This is a genomic window from Paenibacillus sp. YYML68 (genome assembly GCF_027923405.1).
Classification (GTDB): Bacteria; Bacillota; Bacilli; order Paenibacillales; family NBRC-103111; genus Paenibacillus_G.
In genome coordinates this window covers 2852647-2868316 of sequence record NZ_BQYI01000001.1, presented here as the reverse complement: position 1 = coordinate 2868316, position 15670 = coordinate 2852647, and the positions used below count along the sequence as shown (strand labels likewise).

General features: G+C 54.8%; 19 protein-coding genes. All 19 read left to right on the top strand.

Translation table 11 applies throughout. The annotated features are described in order from the left end of the window. Positions 1-29 precede the first annotated feature (29 nt). Entirely contained in the window at positions 30-353 is a 324-nt protein-coding gene (locus PAE68_RS12940; protein ID WP_281887515.1) for an ArsR/SmtB family transcription factor, read from the top strand. 29 nt (positions 354-382) lie between these two features. Next, positions 383-895, top strand: coding sequence for an SRPBCC domain-containing protein (locus tag PAE68_RS12935; protein ID WP_281887514.1), 513 nt, complete (start codon positions 383-385; stop codon positions 893-895). A gap of 327 nt (positions 896-1222) precedes the next feature. Further along, complete coding sequence (gene helD, locus PAE68_RS12930) at positions 1223-3586, top strand: RNA polymerase recycling motor HelD (RefSeq protein ID WP_281887513.1); 2364 nt, start codon at positions 1223-1225, stop codon at positions 3584-3586. A 199-nt stretch (positions 3587-3785) separates the two neighbouring features. Next, the gene (locus tag PAE68_RS12925) at positions 3786-4682 is read left to right on the top strand and encodes a YihY/virulence factor BrkB family protein (RefSeq protein ID WP_281887512.1); all 897 of its coding nucleotides are present in this window, start codon (positions 3786-3788) and stop codon (positions 4680-4682) included. A gap of 59 nt (positions 4683-4741) precedes the next feature. Beyond that, positions 4742-5263, top strand: coding sequence for an NUDIX hydrolase (locus tag PAE68_RS12920; protein ID WP_281887511.1), 522 nt, complete (start codon positions 4742-4744; stop codon positions 5261-5263). A gap of 102 nt (positions 5264-5365) precedes the next feature. Beyond that, a complete protein-coding gene (locus PAE68_RS12915) occupies positions 5366-6061 on the top strand; it encodes a pirin family protein (RefSeq protein WP_281887510.1) in 696 nt (231 codons plus the stop codon). Positions 6062-6173: 112 nt separating this feature from the next. Continuing rightward, positions 6174-7373 carry a HEAT repeat domain-containing protein gene (locus tag PAE68_RS12910; protein ID WP_281887509.1) on the top strand — a complete coding sequence of 400 codons (1200 nt, stop codon included), beginning with the start codon at positions 6174-6176 and terminating at the stop codon, positions 7371-7373. A 169-nt stretch (positions 7374-7542) separates the two neighbouring features. Continuing rightward, a complete protein-coding gene (locus PAE68_RS12905; protein ID WP_281887508.1) occupies positions 7543-8280 on the top strand; it encodes an MBL fold metallo-hydrolase in 738 nt (245 codons plus the stop codon). A 6-nt stretch (positions 8281-8286) separates the two neighbouring features. Continuing rightward, positions 8287-8865 carry a TetR/AcrR family transcriptional regulator gene (locus PAE68_RS12900; RefSeq protein ID WP_281887507.1) on the top strand — a complete coding sequence of 193 codons (579 nt, stop codon included), beginning with the start codon at positions 8287-8289 and terminating at the stop codon, positions 8863-8865. Between the two features lie 113 nt (positions 8866-8978). Further along, complete coding sequence (locus tag PAE68_RS12895; RefSeq protein ID WP_281887506.1) at positions 8979-9428, top strand: GNAT family N-acetyltransferase; 450 nt, start codon at positions 8979-8981, stop codon at positions 9426-9428. An 89-nt stretch (positions 9429-9517) separates the two neighbouring features. After that, the gene (locus PAE68_RS12890) at positions 9518-10132 is read left to right on the top strand and encodes a TraX family protein (protein ID WP_281887505.1); all 615 of its coding nucleotides are present in this window, start codon (positions 9518-9520) and stop codon (positions 10130-10132) included. Between the two features lie 74 nt (positions 10133-10206). Beyond that, on the top strand, positions 10207-10671 hold the full coding sequence (locus PAE68_RS12885) for a DinB family protein (protein WP_281887504.1): 465 nt from the start codon (positions 10207-10209) through the stop codon (positions 10669-10671). A gap of 72 nt (positions 10672-10743) precedes the next feature. Further along, entirely contained in the window at positions 10744-10902 is a 159-nt protein-coding gene (locus tag PAE68_RS12880) for a hypothetical protein (protein ID WP_281887503.1), read from the top strand. A 121-nt stretch (positions 10903-11023) separates the two neighbouring features. After that, positions 11024-11545: an NUDIX hydrolase gene (locus tag PAE68_RS12875; RefSeq protein ID WP_281887502.1), complete on the top strand. Its 522-nt coding sequence runs from the start codon at positions 11024-11026 to the stop codon at positions 11543-11545. A 67-nt stretch (positions 11546-11612) separates the two neighbouring features. Further along, a complete protein-coding gene (locus PAE68_RS12870) occupies positions 11613-11876 on the top strand; it encodes a YqkE family protein (RefSeq protein ID WP_281891056.1) in 264 nt (87 codons plus the stop codon). 108 nt (positions 11877-11984) lie between these two features. Further along, positions 11985-12581: a spore coat protein gene (locus tag PAE68_RS12865; protein ID WP_281887501.1), complete on the top strand. Its 597-nt coding sequence runs from the start codon at positions 11985-11987 to the stop codon at positions 12579-12581. Between the two features lie 12 nt (positions 12582-12593). Next, a complete protein-coding gene (locus tag PAE68_RS12860; protein ID WP_281887500.1) occupies positions 12594-12776 on the top strand; it encodes a hypothetical protein in 183 nt (60 codons plus the stop codon). A 148-nt stretch (positions 12777-12924) separates the two neighbouring features. Beyond that, entirely contained in the window at positions 12925-15228 is a 2304-nt protein-coding gene (locus PAE68_RS12855) for an S-layer homology domain-containing protein (protein WP_281887499.1), read from the top strand. Between the two features lie 107 nt (positions 15229-15335). Then, positions 15336-15572 (top strand): DUF7667 family protein, encoded by a 237-nt coding sequence (locus PAE68_RS12850; protein WP_281887498.1) that lies wholly within the window; start codon positions 15336-15338, stop codon positions 15570-15572. The last annotated feature ends 98 nt before the right edge of the window (positions 15573-15670 follow it).

Genomic DNA, 15670 nt, shown 5'->3' with positions numbered 1-15670 from the left:
CGCGATGGTGCAGATGAAGGGTGATGTCGATGGAAGCTGCTACCTTTAGCGCTCTTGCTGAGCCGAATCGCCTGCGCATCGTAGAGCTATTGCGGTTAGGACCGAGTACGGTCGGGGAACTTGCAGATAAGCTTCAGATGAAGCAGCCGCAGGCCTCCAAGCATTTGCGCGTATTACTTGAGGCTGGACTTGTCGAGGTAGAGGTCGATGCGAATCGGCGTCATTACAGACTGCGCTCGAAGCCGTTTCAGGAGCTGGACGACTGGCTGGATGCTTACCGTAACTTGTGGAACGAGAGATTCGACAACTTAGACCTATACCTGAAGAAGCTGCAAGCGGAGTCACACCATTAGAAGCTCATATAACTAAGGAGGAATTTAAGATGTCGAACACAATGGTAACGAAGGTTGAAGGTCAGGATTTCGTCATGGAGCGGGTATTCGATGCGCCGCGCGAGCTCGTATTTAAGGCGTTCTCGACAGCCGAGCACTTGAAGCATTGGTGGGGACCGCGGGGCTGGACGCTAACCGTATGTAATGTTGATTTTCGTCCGGGCGGTATTTGGCACTATTGTATGAAGTGCGAGGACAAGAACCAGGGTGATTTCTACGGCTTCGAGTCCTGGGGCAAGACTGTGTATCAAGAGATCGTCACGAATGAGAAGATTGTCTATGTGGACTACTTCTCGGACGCTGAAGGCAATGAAGCAGAAGGGATGCCGCCGTCCCATACGACATTGGTGTTCGAAGAATTCGACGGGAAGACGAGAGTGTTAAGCCGTTCGACGTTCGCATCGGCAGAGGCACTTAAGCAAGTAATCGAGATGGGAATGGAGCAAGGCATTCGCGAAACTTGGGACCGTCTCGCCGAGCGTCTGCAAGCGGTTCAAGCTTAATCCGCAAGTACTATTCGATATGTATGAGGCTGCAGCCAGCCACCCCGAACGATGCACAGGTTCGGGACGCGCTTGCTGCAGCTTTTTGGCGTACATGGATGTTTTGGATAGTATTAATATTTAATGGTATGAAAAAAGAGAACGACGACTGTCGCTCTCTTGAATGTTTATAGGCTTGGCAAATTGATTTTGAATCATCCGACGTGGTAAAATGAGTCATACGCCATTAGTAAAGTGAGGAAATTAAGACGTACATCTATATTATAATCAAAAATTAACTGGATGTCAACTCGAAGTAACCAATAAACCGGCAAAGGAGTGCTCACGGTGCAATTAGACCCACACACATCGATTGAAGAGGAGCAGGCGAGGGTTCAGCAGGTGAAGGCGCTCATTGCTTCTCGTATGGAGAGCCTACAGGAGCAGCTCGGCTCGATCCGGACCGACATTGTAACGAACCGGAGTGAATTCTGGGACGATGTTACCGTGAACCTGGAGGATTCGGCGGAATCTGCCGAGACGTTCGCCAGTATGAAGCAGCAGGCAGAGGTGCTGTCGGAGCGGGAGCGTAGCCATCGTCATGCGAGAGCGCAGCTGCACGTGCTGGATCGGCTGAAGGATTCGCCATACTTCGGACGCATCGATTTCCGTGAGGTGGGGGAGCAGCACGTGGAGCACATCTACATTGGAGTAGGCTCCTTGCTCGATGACGATGACGATGCGTTCCTCATCTATGACTGGCGTGCACCAGTGTCCGGCATGTATTACGATTACGCGCCAGGACCGGCGTCGTATGAGACGCCTGTAGGGATGATTCAAGGTGAGATGGAGCTGAAGCGGCAATATTTAATCCGTGGCGGTACGATTCATAGCATGTTCGATACCGGTATTACGATCGGCGATGAGCTACTGCAGCAGGTGCTAGGGAAGCAGTCGGATGCACAGATGAAGTCGATTGTGGCGACGATTCAGCGTGAGCAGAATGCGGTCATTCGCGATACGGGCAGCCGATTGCTCATCGTGCAAGGGGCGGCGGGCAGTGGCAAGACGTCCGCAGCGCTGCAGCGTGTGGCGTACTTGCTGTATCGGTTCCGTGAGACGCTGAGTGCGGAGCAGATTTTACTATTCTCACCGAACCCGATGTTCAATAGCTATGTCTCAACCGTATTGCCCGAGCTTGGCGAGGAGAATATGCAACAGACGACGTTCCAGGAATATGCAGAGCATCGAATCGGTGCGGAATATCGGCTGGAAAGTCCGTTCGACCAGCTCGAGTACGCGTTATCGGCCTCAGGCGACGAGTCCTACACAGTGCGCATGCAGGCGATTCGCTACAAGGCGGGTATGGGCTTCCTGCGTCTGATGGAGGCTTATGTCGTAACGCTGAAGACGAGCGGGCTTGTTTTCAAGCCGATCGTCTTTCGAGAGCGGGAGGTCGTGTCGGCGGAAGCGTTTCGTGAGCGATTCTACAGCTATGATGCGAGCTGGTCGATTCCGAGCCGTCTGCGGGACTTGACAGATTGGCTGCAGCAGCAGCTGAAGTCGTTCGCAAGACACGAGCGGAGATCGTCCTGGGTCGAGGAGGAGCTGGAGCTGCTGGACACGGAGGCGTACTTGGAGGCGTATGAGCGGCTCCGCCGCAAAAAGCAATATACCGATAACACCTTCGACGACTTCGAGAAGGAAAAGCATGCGCTGGCCGTTATGGTCGTCAATGAGCACTTCAAGCCGCTGCGGACAGCGGTCAAGAGGCTTGCCTTCCTCGATCTGCCGGCAACATATGCTGCGCTGTTCGAGCGGCCGCAGCTCGCTGCACAGCTGATCAGCACAGAGGAGGCTTCGCTGCCTCTGGACTGGGAGCGGGTGTGCGCCCAGACGCTGCTACGATTGAAGCAAGGTGTACTGCCTAGCGAGGATATGACGCCGTACTTACTGCTGAAGGATCGGCTAGAGGGTTCGTACCGCAATCTGAAGGTGCGTCATGTGTTCATCGATGAAGCGCAGGACTATTCGCCGTTTCAGTACGCGTACCTGATGCAGCTGTTCCCGAGCAGTCGCTTCACGGTGCTGGGCGATTGGAATCAGGCCATCCATGTGCAGGCGGCCGAGGGCGATCGATTCGCAGAGCTGATTGCACTGTTCGGTGAGGAACAGGCGAAGCGGATCGTGTTCACGAAGAGCTATCGGTCAACACGACCGATTGTTGAATTTACGCGGGCTATGGTGGAGGGCGGTGCGGCGATTGAGCCGTTCAACCGTGAAGGTCCGAAGCCGACCTTGTTACGAGCTGACGATGAACAGCAGCTGAATGCGATCATTGCCGCCAAGCTGGAGCAGCTTCAGGCCGAAGGACACGGCACGGTGGCGGTCATCTGCAAGACGGCAGCCGAGAGCCGCGAGGTGTACGAGGCGCTGCGCCCGAAGCTCGCGATCCGACTGATTGATACAGAGACAGTGACATTCGAGCAAGGCCTTGTCATCATTCCGTCGTACTTGGCCAAGGGCGTCGAGTTCGACGCTGTGCTTCTCTACAACGCTTCGGCAGAACGTTACGGTCGACAGTCCGAGCGGCGGCTGTTCTACACCGTGTGCACGCGAGCGATGCATGAGCTGCATCTGACCTATACAGGGGAGCTGAGTCCGTTCGTAGCCGGAGTGCCTGAGGATCTATATACGGCCATCCGCAGCTAGCTTAGCCAAGTGCGTCCATACACAATAATAGTTGGCATTACGATGCAAGGAATGGACCGATGTGGGGGAAGCTAGCGGTTACGGAGCTTACATACTCTGCGTGTGCAATGAAAGGAGCTGGCTGCCATGTCAGCCGACTTGAAGAATGAACACTACCCATTCTAATCGATCGCCGCAGTCAAAGCAGGAACGGAAGCCGGTGAAGCTGTTCAGTATAATCGGTACGTTATTTTGCCGCTTTCAGGACGACGATGTGCCCGCCTTGTCGGCTCAGCTTACGTATTACTTGATTTTATCGTTTTTCCCGTTCTTAATATTCGCGGCGGCGCTGCTCAGCTTTACGAACTTCAAGGCAGCGGAAGCACTTGAGCAGCTGAGCATTCTATTACCTGAGCTGTCCAGCCGCACGATAAGCGATGTGTTTCACGAAATTGAACAAACGCGCAGCGGCTCGTTGCTCTCCCTTGGTTTCTTAGCTGCATTGTGGTCGGCCTCTAATGGAGTCAATGCGATCATTAAGGGCATTAACAAAGCGTATGACGAGGAGGAGAGCCGTCCGTATTGGCTCCTGCGCTCGATCTCGATCATGTCGACAGGCGTGCTCGTCCTTGCGATGATGATTAGCTTCGCTCTGCTCGTATTCGGGCAATGGATCGGCGAATGGCTGTATCGGACCGCAAGGCTGCCCGGCGACTTCGCAACGGTATGGGCTGTCGTCCAATATGTGATCCCGCTGGTGTCGCTATGGCTGATGTTTATGCTGCTCTATGCATACTTGCCGAACCTGAGGCTGCGGCTGAAGGATGTGCTACCTGGAGCGTTGTTCGCTACGGTAAGCTGGGTCGGTGTGTCTCTCTTGTTCAGCTACTATGTGAACCACTTCGCTTCGTACAGCAAGACGTACGGCAGTCTCGGCGGTGTGATCGTGCTGCTCATCTGGCTTTATTTGTCCAGCATGATCATTCTGCTTGGCGGAGAGCTGAACGCGACATTATACTTCTCTAAGCTTGGAAGGAAGAAGCCGCCATGCAAGTCGTTCGCACTGCCGCTGTTGTTCGGTCTTGGTCGCAAGTCGGAAGGCAAGCGCTCGGATTAGCATTTCTTAAGAACACGGTTAAGATGTTATTAGGTAGTACGAGCGAGTGCTCGTGTCGTATGTATAATGAGGAGGCGAGGTCCATCATTACATTCGTGCAAGACGGTCACAAGTTCAATTACCGCGCAGCGGCTGTTCTGCTACACGAAGGCCGGGTGCTGCTGCATCGTGCACCGCGCGATGCCTTCTGGTCGCTACCGGGCGGACGGGTGGAGCTGATGGAGCTGTCGAGCGATACGGTGCGGAGAGAGCTGCTAGAGGAGCTCGGTGTCAACGTCGACGTGCACGAGCTATTGTGGCTGTCGGAGGATTTCTTCCTCTATGATGGGCTCCGCTATCACGAGCTCGGCTTCTATTATCGAGCTTCACTCACACCGGGTCATCCGATGACAGAGCTTCAAGGGTCCTTCGGTGGGCTGGAGCAGGAGGTGGAGCTGGAATACCGGTGGTTTGCGCTGGAGGAGCTTGCTGACATCGTGGTGCTGCCAGCGTTCATACCGGATCGGCTCTGTCGCCTTGACAAGATGGAGAAGGTCGGGCTTGAGCATATTCAATCGGTTCATATTGTTAATCATTCATAATATTAATGAAGAGGGGCTTTCCTTTCATCGACATTGACAGGGAGGGAGTGCTCTTGTATATTCATCTTAAATTTAAGATAAAAGGTTAGGAGTGTTCCTCTTATGATTCAAGTCTTTCCTTCGACTTCTCGTTATACAGCCGATCACGGATGGCTCAAGAGTAACTTCAGCTTCTCCTTCGCCGATTATTACGATCCGAACAACGTCAGCTTCGGCCCGCTTCGAGTGTTCAACGACGACATCGTGCAAGGTGGCCGCGGCTTCGGCGCTCACCCGCATCGGGAGATGGAGATCGTGTCGATCGTACTGAAGGGGCAGCTGCAGCATGAAGACAGCACCGGTCATCGCGAAGTGACGACCTACGGTCAAGTGCAGCGCATGTCGGCCGGTACAGGAATTATTCATTCCGAGGTGAATCCAGGTGAGGAGGAGGTTCATTTCCTGCAAATCTGGTTCGAGCCGGAGGAGCTTCGCTTGGAGCCTTCGTATGAGGCAACAGACTTTGATACGTCAGCAATGCGCAACCGGCTGCTGCCGATCGTATCGAAGCGGTCAGGAGCTGGTATCGCCCATATTCATCAAGACTTGACGATCTATTTGACCGAGCTGAATGGAGAGAGCGTGACGTTCTCGCAGCAGGTGGGCCGTCGCATCTATGTATTCGTGCTAGAGGGCAACGTTCGGCTTGGCGACGGAACGGTGCTTGGACGCAGAGACGCTGCTCGTATCGAAGGGGTACACGAGCTGGTGTTGACACCGGAGAATATGGCTTCGCTTGTGCTGATCGACCTTCCTTAATGGAGGGTGCTGCGCCGCTTGAGTTTGTGACCTGCGAAAACAATGTTTTTCATCTCAGGAGTAATAAGGTATACTGTTGGTATATCTTGTCCACCTTGGGGGTAATTCGTTCATGAGTCAGAATCCCGATTACAGCGCTCTAGGGCGCCATTATTTGAATATGGAATCATACGGCGTATCGGCCTTTTGTTCATATCGCGCTATTCTTGAGGATAAGAGCAACAGCAGCGCCTGGAATGGACTAATTCTAGCACTGACGTTCCTGCGCAAGGAGTTCGACGTGCAGACGGTGCTTGCCCGCTTCGCGCTGCAGCCTCAGCTGCCTTACGATTCGGATATGATCACCTTCGCTATGATGATGTGGCAGAACAATCCACGCGCACTCGGCGAGTGGGTCGGACGTGTGTCGCAGATGCGTGAGGTCGGAGCGCATCAGGAAATGCTCACCGAGATGGAGACCGATCTGAAGAGCTCGTACGAGAAGCTGGTCGAGGAGCACGGTGAAGAGTCGCTCGTGGAGCGCGGTATGTATTCGCTGAACGACTACGCTGCTCGCCGCATGGAGCTCGACTGGATTCACGAGGGCGGCTCGGTTGATGAAATATTCGAGAACGCCAAGCAATGGATCGAGGACGACGAGAATGCGCTGTCGTGTGTTCGCCTGCTGTGCATGATCCCGGACCCTCGCAGCGAGAAGCTGCTTCGCCGCGTCTGCCGCAACGAGCAGCTCGACAGCAAGATCCGTACGCATGCGCTGTTGGCGTTGCGCTGGCTGGGCGTTCGCGGCAACGTGAAGTTCCACAACTTCGGCGAGTCGTTCGTCATCAATCTCGACGATCCGCAGCCGGAGCTGACGGTCACAGTCCCAGCTGTCTTCAAGCCTGCGCTGAACCGAATGATGCTGTGGGTGGCGAAGGAGCAGCAGGTCGTCACTGTCGAGGAGTACGAGACGTGGATGTCAAGCGACGAGCCGGAGTTTCCAGAGGAGCTAAGCGAGAAGCTGAAGCAGGTCGAGGTGCCGACGATTCTTCAAGAGTCGGTTCATACACTCATTCGCGCGGCTTACGACAAGTATTACCCGCTCGTTCCTACGGTGAAGGGGCTGCGGGATTGGGCAGCTGCGTTCCTGCTGCTGATGAAGGACTACGCGGTAGGCGTAGGTCTTGGCTGGCCTCTCGGAGAGCCGGAGCAGCATGAGCAGGCGGTGCTTCACCGCAACTGGCTGCTGAGTGGCTCGCCGGACTTCTACGAGGTGTTACAGCAAGCACAGGCTACCCAGCAGTCCGAGGCTCAAGCGGAGCAGCAGGTGTAACCGTATTTAGGTAGATGTAGGGTGTAATAGAAAAGACCGCTTCACCTGTAGATGAGTAATTGTACAGGTGAAGCGGTCTTTTGATATAACTTCACAAAACCTCATTGCAATAACTAATGATATTAGTTATTATTAAACTAATACGATTAGTTAATTGGGGTGATTCGTTATGTATCGAACACGAAAGGTTCATTCGTTAACCCAGATTGCCTTCTATCCGCTCTTGTTCCCTGTCAATTGCTATTTGCTGGAGGAGGAGGATGGCTTAACGTTGATCGATGCCGCCTTGCCGAACAGCACGAAGGGGATTATCCATACCGCTGCAAGTCTTGGACGGCCGATTACGCGGATCGTGCTGACTCACGCTCACTTCGATCATGTCGGAGCGCTCGACGCTGTGAAGCAGGCGTTCCCGAATGCTGTCGTGCACATCTCAGCGAGAGACGCGAAGCTTCTCGGGGGTGATACCAGTATGGAGGTGGGAGAGCCGGAACAACCCATCCGAGGGAGTGTGCCGCGCGGAATACGAACGAAGCCGGATGTGCTGCTGCAGGACGGTGATCGGGTCGGCTCGCTGATCGCTGTATCCACTCCCGGCCATACACCCGGCTCGATGTCATTCCTCGACACGCGTCACGGTCTGCTTGTTGCAGGTGATGCGCTGCAGACGCGAGGCAAGGTGGCGGTCGCGGGAATACTGGTGCCTTGGTTTCCGTTCCCGGCCTTGGCGACTTGGGACGCCTCAGCAGCGCTCGACAGCGCTCGGAGGCTGGAGGAGCTGAAGCCTGCGCTCCTTGCGGTCGGACATGGGCGTATGCTGGAGGAGCCGTCTGCCGCTATACAAGAAGCGATACAGTTCGCACAGAGCAGCATGAGCCGTAAGCGGCTTCGCACGAACAGGAGATGATGGTGGATGTCACCGAGAAGCGGTTTGGAAATACAGGCGGTGCTGCGTGCAGCGGCCCAGCTTGCCGATGAGCACGGATTGGAGGCGGTGACGCTTGCGATGCTGGCGCACAAGCTTGACATTAAGTCGCCATCTCTATATAACCATGTGAGCGGATTACAGGGTCTTCGCAGCAAGCTCGCTGCATACGGCGTCGCGAAGCTGCACGAAGCGCTGCTCCAGGCGGCGACCGGTGTATCGGGCGACGAGGCGGTGCGGGCGATCTGCCGCGCGTATCTGCACTTCGCCCGGACGCAGCCGGGCTTGTACGAGTCGACGCTCCGCGCACCGGAGCCGGATAACGTCGAGCTGGGCGATGCTTCATCCGCTCTACTCGATACGATCCTTCGTGTCCTCCAGTCCTATTCGCTCGGTGAGAGCGATGCTCTGCATACGGTGCGCTGCATTCGAAGCGCGCTGCACGGCTTCGCCTCGCTTGAGCGCAATGGCGGGTTCGGTATGCCGCTGGAGCTCGGCGCAACGGAGGAGCTGCTCATTCACACGCTGCTGGCAGGCATCCATAGCTTGCAGCGTCGCGTCGAGTAGGCATAGGCCATATGATTGCAGTGGCATGACTCGGACTCGTATAATAGAACAAGCTGGTCGAGTCTATTCGCACGGTTGACAATCGGCGGGTGGATGAAGTAGGAGGAGCGCATATGTTAACTGATATAAGAACTAGAGTGGAAGACGATGACATTCGAGAGCTGCTCGAATATTCGTTGCTCCCTGACGAAGAGCTGCTAGAGGCTGCTGTCCAGCAATATAAGGGCTCTACTGAGCTGCAGCTTCTTAGCTATGAGGAGGAAGGGAAGCTGATCGGTCTCGTCGGCTTTACGATGGACAGCTCCCGAACGATTACGATTAAGCACTTGGTCGTGCACCCCGAGGAGCGGGGGAACGGCTACGGGCGCGGCATTTTGCTCGAACTGATCGCCTTGCATACGCCTCGGTGTCTTGAAGTGGAAGTGGATGAGGACGCGGTTGATTTTTTTCGAAGCATCGGCTTCACGGTTGTAAGTATTGGGGAGACGGTGCCCGGCTACGAGCGGTTCCAATGCCATTACGACGCTACAGACGAGGCAGCTGCGGAGGAAGACGCGACATAATCGTTCGTCACAAGCTTAGGGCGAATGACGGCCTTGCAGCTCTGTTGCTGACAAGCTTGCAGGTTGGATGAGAAAGGAGCGGTGTGATCATGTGGCAGTGGATCGCAATGATCACGATGACGTTGGATCATATCGGTCACGTCTTCTATCCAGATCAGCTGTGGTGGCGTATGATCGGACGATTGGCGTTCCCGATCTACGCGTACTTGCTCGTGCAAGGCTACCAACGAACGAGCGATGTGCCGCGCTACATGCGCAGGCTGCTCTTCATCTTCGCGGTCGCTCAGCTTCCGTATATGGCGCTGTTCCAGACGCTGGAGCTGAATGTCGTCGGGACGCTGCTGCTGAGCCTGCTCGTGCTGTGGGCGCTGGACAAGCCGAGGACAAGTATGGTGCGCTATGTATGGATCGCGGTATGCGTCGGACTGCTGTATGCGGTAGAATTCGATTACGGGCTATATGGGCTTACACTCGTCCTCATCTTCCGGTATATCCCAACCTATTGGGCGGTAGCCGCGCATGGCTTCGCCACACTGCTGCTCTTCACGGCGTACCCGGTGCAATGGTTCAGCTTGATCGCGACGCTGCTGCTGTATTCGGCGTACTTGCCGCAGCACCGCAGTGCGCCGGTGTGGCTGTGGCGAAGCTTCTATCCGCTTCACTTGCTCGTGTTGTGGATCGTGTGGATCATGCTTCCAATATAACTTAATGAGCGTAGAACGGCACGGAGTTACTGGGGACCCATGTGCCGTACCATTCCGATATGGAGGATGATCGCATGAAGGCTGCGTTGACACGGATGCTCGAGCATCTGCGATGGGCGAATGACCAGTGCCTGGAGGCGCTGCAGGCGGCACAGGGCGACATCGAACAGCCGCTCAAGCTGCTGGCGCACGTGCTGCAGGCCGAGCGCATATGGCTCTGCCGACTGAACGGAGAGCCTGCTGGCGAGCTTGCGATATGGCCGGAGCTGTCGGTCAGCCAGTGCCGCGAGCTGTCGGAGCAGAACTGGGTTCGGTTCGTAGAACATATAACTCGCATGACCGACGAGGATCTTACACAGCTTGTAACATATACCAACTCGAAAGGGGCGGTGTTCCACACAGCGGTCCTCGACATATTGACCCATGTGACCATGCACGGCTGCTATCATCGCGGGCAGCTGAACATGGCTCTGCGTCAGAGCGGACAAGAGCCTGTTCCTGTCGATTACATCACGTTCGCTCGGCTCGACCGCATATGAACGGCTCTCCAAGGGTACAGTATTGGTGAACTTATGTATCCAGGGGAGAGGTTGCGCGATGGAGGATGAAACGTGGAGCTGGTTGATGATGCGAAGCCGCTGACCGTAGGTGAATTCAAGCGGCTCATGGGCATGGCCCCGCCGCAGCAGCCGAGCGCGAAGCAGAGCGACCTCTTCAAGGAGGTCTCAGATCATGGTCACAGCTATGTCATTCCGGACAAGCTGCAATAGCGTTTACAATTCATTTATATCGTGAAGTCGAATCCGTCGTATTGCGGGTACGGCTTTTTTTGTATAATGAAAGAAGAGAAGCTCGGTAGCTGTTAGGCTATATGAGGAGAGGAGGCATGGAATGGGAATGCTGGTGTACAATATATGCTTCATTCGGCGTGGAGACCATGTGCTGCTGATGAATCGTAACAAGGCGGCCTGGATGGGGCGATGGAACGGTATCGGCGGCAAGCTGCTGCCAGGTGAGTCGCCGCGGGCGTCTGTACTGCGCGAGGTGTTGGAGGAGACGGGGATACGACTGACGGACGCCAGCTACAAGGGAATGGTCACTTGGAGCGAGGGCAATGGACGTAAGGGCGGCATGTACCTCTACACGGCTACGCTCGACGACGATTATCCATACCCGACGCCGGTCCGGGCAGACGAAGGCTTGCTCGATTGGAAGCGGCTCGACTGGATCGTTCATCCGGACAATGAAGGTGTCGCTTCGAACATTCCATCGTTCTTGCCGCTGCTGCTTGAGGACGAGCAATGCTACGAGCACGAATGCTTGTTCGAGGAGAAGCGGTTCGTCTCTCTCGTATCCCGGCCGATCCCGAAGGAATCGGAGCTGTCGCTTGCGCCGATGGCAGAGCTGGCGTGATTCGCTGCTCGAATGGAACCTTCCGTGGAATGGTAGTATAATGGGAGGAGATCGAGAGGTGAACACGATGGTGAAGAAGAGATCACGTCCACAGGCCGCTTCGCAGTCTGTCTCGGATAAGCCGGCTACATTGAAGGACTTGCTCCAGCCGGAGCTCGTGAAGCAGCTGACGGCACAGGCCGATGCGATGAAGGCACAGGAGCAGAAGGAGCGCGAAGCGAAGCGCAAGGCCGAGGAGGACGCACGCAAGGCGGAGAAGAAGCGACTTGAGAACGACTTCGAATATTTGCTGAACAACAGCAGCCCGGACTGGGGGAAGTCGAAATATTGAACAGGCAGCCCCAGTCGCGGGCTGTTTTTTGTTTTTTTAATAAAAATTACACGGGATGGTAATGATAACCTAGTCGAACATAAATGAGACTATAGGGAGATGAAACGAATGCCATTCGGTGCCCACGAGACGATGGAGGTTCATGAGATTCTAAACGAAAAGCTGAATATGATTCAGCACTTTCAGCTGTATGCGCAGATGACTCAGCAGGCCGAGATTCGAGCGATGCTGCAGCGTCAGCTGGCGGCAATTATTCCAGCGTACAACCAGCTGGTCGCGTACACACACGACTATGCAGCGGCGAACCGCCAGCTGCCGTCGTATCCGAGCGCTGTATCGAGCGTAAGCCCGCAGCAGATTCAATACGGTCTGAGCAACCCGATGCAGATGGGCGTGCCGACAGGCAGCGGCTTAACCGACAGCCAGATCGTCAGTGCGATGTTGTCCTGCCACAAAAATAGCGCCAAGCTGCACATGCAGGCTTCGCTCGAGTGCGCAGACCCGAACGTGCGCCAGATGCTGATCCAAGGTGCGGTGCGGTGCGCGGAGCAGGCGTATGAGGTGTTCCTGTTCATGAATCGCCAAGGGATGTATCAAGTGCCGACGATGAACGATCATACGGCCAAAACGTTCCTGCACAGCTACCAGCCGGTGCAGCTGCAAGATTCGTTCGCAGCAGGCGGCAGCACGATGCTGCAGCAGTAGGCGCTGAACGGAATGAGCGAGCCTATGAACGTGCATTCGCTGCCGCCGGAGCTTCAGCAGCGTCTTGCCGAGCTTCAATCGACATTGAGCGCCGAGCTCGGTCAGCCGGTATCGATCGAGTTCCCGAGCCGTGAGGAGCACGCGCGACCGCCGGAGTTCGAGCTGCCCCACCGTAATCCGCTCGACGAAGAGTAGAATATGCCGACTATAGACATTCAGGCTGAGGGATTTGAGCTTGAATGTCTTTTTGTCATCCTCAGGAAAAATACGGCAACCTTACGGCCAGCTGCTGCGTCTGTAGAAGTAGCGAAAGTCAGTATGAACCCTGAAGGAGAGATGAACGTTGACCACATTCCGCAAAGCGAGCACCGCCGTTCTGGCAGGTGCGCTGCTGCTCACCATGTCACAGACTTCATGGGCCAGCGAGCCGATGAAAATGCTGCCGATGCCAGACTACCCATATCCTGCTGTGAATGAGAAGGACAGTCAGGCGTTAGCCGCTGAGCCGAGCATAAGCAGGGAGCAGGCAATTGCCAAGGCGAAGGCTTACTTATCTGTACCGGAGAGCTATTCGCTACAGTCGGTCACATTATACAGCAATCGGAAGCTGGATGGAGAGACCGTTCCGCAGTGGCACTTATACTTTCATCAGCAGGTTAAAGAAAACTACTTCAGCACGATCAACGTTACGATTGATGGTATGAACGGACGATTAACCAGCTTCTATAAGAGCTCGAACGATCCCGAACGTCAGCCGGGCTTCCCGCTCAAGATCAGCTACGGTCAGGCGAAGGAAGTCGCCGACGCTTGGATGGAGCAGCATGGTGCTGTTAACGTACAGGAGCTGCGCTTCGATAAGAGGCAAGAGGCAACGTTTCGGACGCCGCTGAATGGTAATTACGTGTATCAGCTTCGATATGATCGGCTCATAGACGGTATTCCTTTTCCACAAGACGGGATATCGATTGGTGTGAACGGCAACGGTGAGATGATATCGTACACGAATCAGTGGACCTCAGATATTGAATTCGAGAAGCTGTCTACACCGATCGGTCTTGAGGAGGCTAATCGTAGGCTGAGGGAGACGGCAGAGCTGGAGCTTACGTACTATTTGCCGTATGGGGGGAGCCGGGCAGAGCGTACGCCGAGGATCGGTTATTCATTGAAGAATACGGCGCTTGATGCGGCGACAGGCCATGTATGGAACCAAGGCTCTGGGGGCGCAGAGCAATTGAATATGCGCCGTCCGTTAACCGATAAGCCGCTTGCAGCGCTGCCTAAGGAGGGTGAACCGCTGACCAAGCAGCAGGCCATCGATATCGTCACAAGCGTCTTCTCCGTGGTGAAGAATGTCGAGCTCGAGGATGCGAGCTACCAAGAGTATACCGATCCAGTGACTGGTAAGAGCGAGACGAGCTGGCAGCTTCGATGGAAGCAGCCAAGGCCCGAGGCTGTAGGCGGTGATAGTGATTCATTCATCTGGGCAAGTGTGAATGGTAAGACAGGGGAGCTGCTGAGCTTCAATCAAGATTCCGCTACGCGTGACGTTGACTCTATGACGGAGAAGGTGACCTTGGCGGAGGCAGAGGCGAAGGCAATCGAGCTGGTGAAGAAGCTCGCGCCCGCCTACACCGATCAGCTCGTGCTGGATAATCAGCTTCGCCAAGAGATTCCTGCTTATAAGGAGCAGAGAATGTCATACTGGCCTGTCGTATTCGTTAGAATGATAGACGGTGTGCGCGCTTCCTACGACCGGGTGCAAGTGAACATTGACCGTCAGACCGGCGAGGTGACGAATTTCGGCGTGTCCTTCAGCAGCGCCGCCTTCCCGGCGAAGAAGCCTGAGATTATATCTGAAGCTCAGGCACGGGAGCTGCTACTGTCCCGTCAGCCGATTGAGCTCATGCATGTCATCGAACATAGATCAACCGATGCGATGGAGCCTAGCGCTGAGCTGAAGACGAAGCTTCTGTATGCTCCAGCACGTGAGAAGACGGGTGAGCCTTATTATTTGGACGCTCAAAGTGGGCAATGGGTGAGCGTAAAGACGGGTGAGGATGTATATTTTGAGCCGGTGAAGTCTCAAGATATCGAAGGTCACTGGGCGCAGGCGGAGCTGCAGCTGATGCTCGATTACGGCGCGCTTGACGTGAAGGAAGGTCTTGTTCAACCCGATCAGCTGATCAAGCGCGGGGAGATCATTAAGATGCTGGTCGTTGCGGCCAATGCGGGTAGGCCGATTGAACCGTTTCGTTCAGACCGTGCAGGCACATTCTCGGATGTGACGAAGGAGTCCGTATATTTCAAATATGTCGAGAATGCGATCGACCGCGGCTTCCTTGATCGTGGAGATACATTCAATCCGGACGCATCGATTACCCGAGAGCAGCTTGCGGAGCTGATTGTGCGAGCACTCGGGCTGAAGGAACTGTCGAAGCACGATGCCATATTCAATTCACAATTCACAGATATAGATAAGCTCAAGGAGCGCGGCTCGATTGCTATAGTCGTCGGACTAGGCATTATGTCAACTTCGGATGGTGCGTTCGTCCCTGCTGATAAGGTGACAAGAGCTCAAGCAGCGACAGCCTTCCATCGTTACCTCCAGCAGCGTGAGCAGTTCTCGAGTCCAAAGCCACACTACTAATAACGGTACTGGTAAGCCCCAATGAGCCCAGCCCTCTTCCTGCTTGTGTAGATCCAGTAGATCTTGACTATACTGGATAGTGGATAACGAGCAGGAGGCTGGGACACATGTTGACGGTACACTGGAGATTAGCAGAGCTGTGGACGACGCAGCAAGGCAGAGAATTAACCGAGCAGGAGAAGGCGGAATGGTCCGCCTGCCTACATTATAATGCGGTATATGCAAGGAAGCTGTCAGCGCTATACAACTTGTCTTGGGCTGCTTATGCGACACGTGATGTTGAATGGCAGCATGAAATTTGTGAGCGGATCGAGCGGCTGGAGCATGATGGGCAGCTGAAGTAATTTATCATAGGTCAGAATAAGCAGGATGTGTAATCTCGGGGAATCGAGAAAGCGCTTCCTGCTTATTCGTGTCAACCGAGTTTAAAGATATGGTGAAG

Coding starts and splice junctions, on each gene's coding strand:
- PAE68_RS12920 (WP_281887511.1), top strand. CDS start 4,742: ATGTATAATGAGGAGGCGAGGTCCATCATTACATTCGTGCAAGACGGT.
- PAE68_RS12890 (WP_281887505.1), top strand. CDS start 9,518: ATGTGGCAGTGGATCGCAATGATCACGATGACGTTGGATCATATCGGT.
- PAE68_RS12875 (WP_281887502.1), top strand. CDS start 11,024: ATGGGAATGCTGGTGTACAATATATGCTTCATTCGGCGTGGAGACCAT.
- PAE68_RS12895 (WP_281887506.1), top strand. CDS start 8,979: ATGTTAACTGATATAAGAACTAGAGTGGAAGACGATGACATTCGAGAG.
- PAE68_RS12900 (WP_281887507.1), top strand. CDS start 8,287: ATGTCACCGAGAAGCGGTTTGGAAATACAGGCGGTGCTGCGTGCAGCG.
- PAE68_RS12870 (WP_281891056.1), top strand. CDS start 11,613: ATGGTGAAGAAGAGATCACGTCCACAGGCCGCTTCGCAGTCTGTCTCG.
- PAE68_RS12860 (WP_281887500.1), top strand. CDS start 12,594: ATGAGCGAGCCTATGAACGTGCATTCGCTGCCGCCGGAGCTTCAGCAG.
- PAE68_RS12905 (WP_281887508.1), top strand. CDS start 7,543: ATGTATCGAACACGAAAGGTTCATTCGTTAACCCAGATTGCCTTCTAT.
- PAE68_RS12935 (WP_281887514.1), top strand. CDS start 383: ATGTCGAACACAATGGTAACGAAGGTTGAAGGTCAGGATTTCGTCATG.
- PAE68_RS12865 (WP_281887501.1), top strand. CDS start 11,985: ATGCCATTCGGTGCCCACGAGACGATGGAGGTTCATGAGATTCTAAAC.
- PAE68_RS12940 (WP_281887515.1), top strand. CDS start 30: ATGGAAGCTGCTACCTTTAGCGCTCTTGCTGAGCCGAATCGCCTGCGC.
- PAE68_RS12915 (WP_281887510.1), top strand. CDS start 5,366: ATGATTCAAGTCTTTCCTTCGACTTCTCGTTATACAGCCGATCACGGA.
- PAE68_RS12885 (WP_281887504.1), top strand. CDS start 10,207: ATGAAGGCTGCGTTGACACGGATGCTCGAGCATCTGCGATGGGCGAAT.
- PAE68_RS12910 (WP_281887509.1), top strand. CDS start 6,174: ATGAGTCAGAATCCCGATTACAGCGCTCTAGGGCGCCATTATTTGAAT.
- PAE68_RS12850 (WP_281887498.1), top strand. CDS start 15,336: ATGTTGACGGTACACTGGAGATTAGCAGAGCTGTGGACGACGCAGCAA.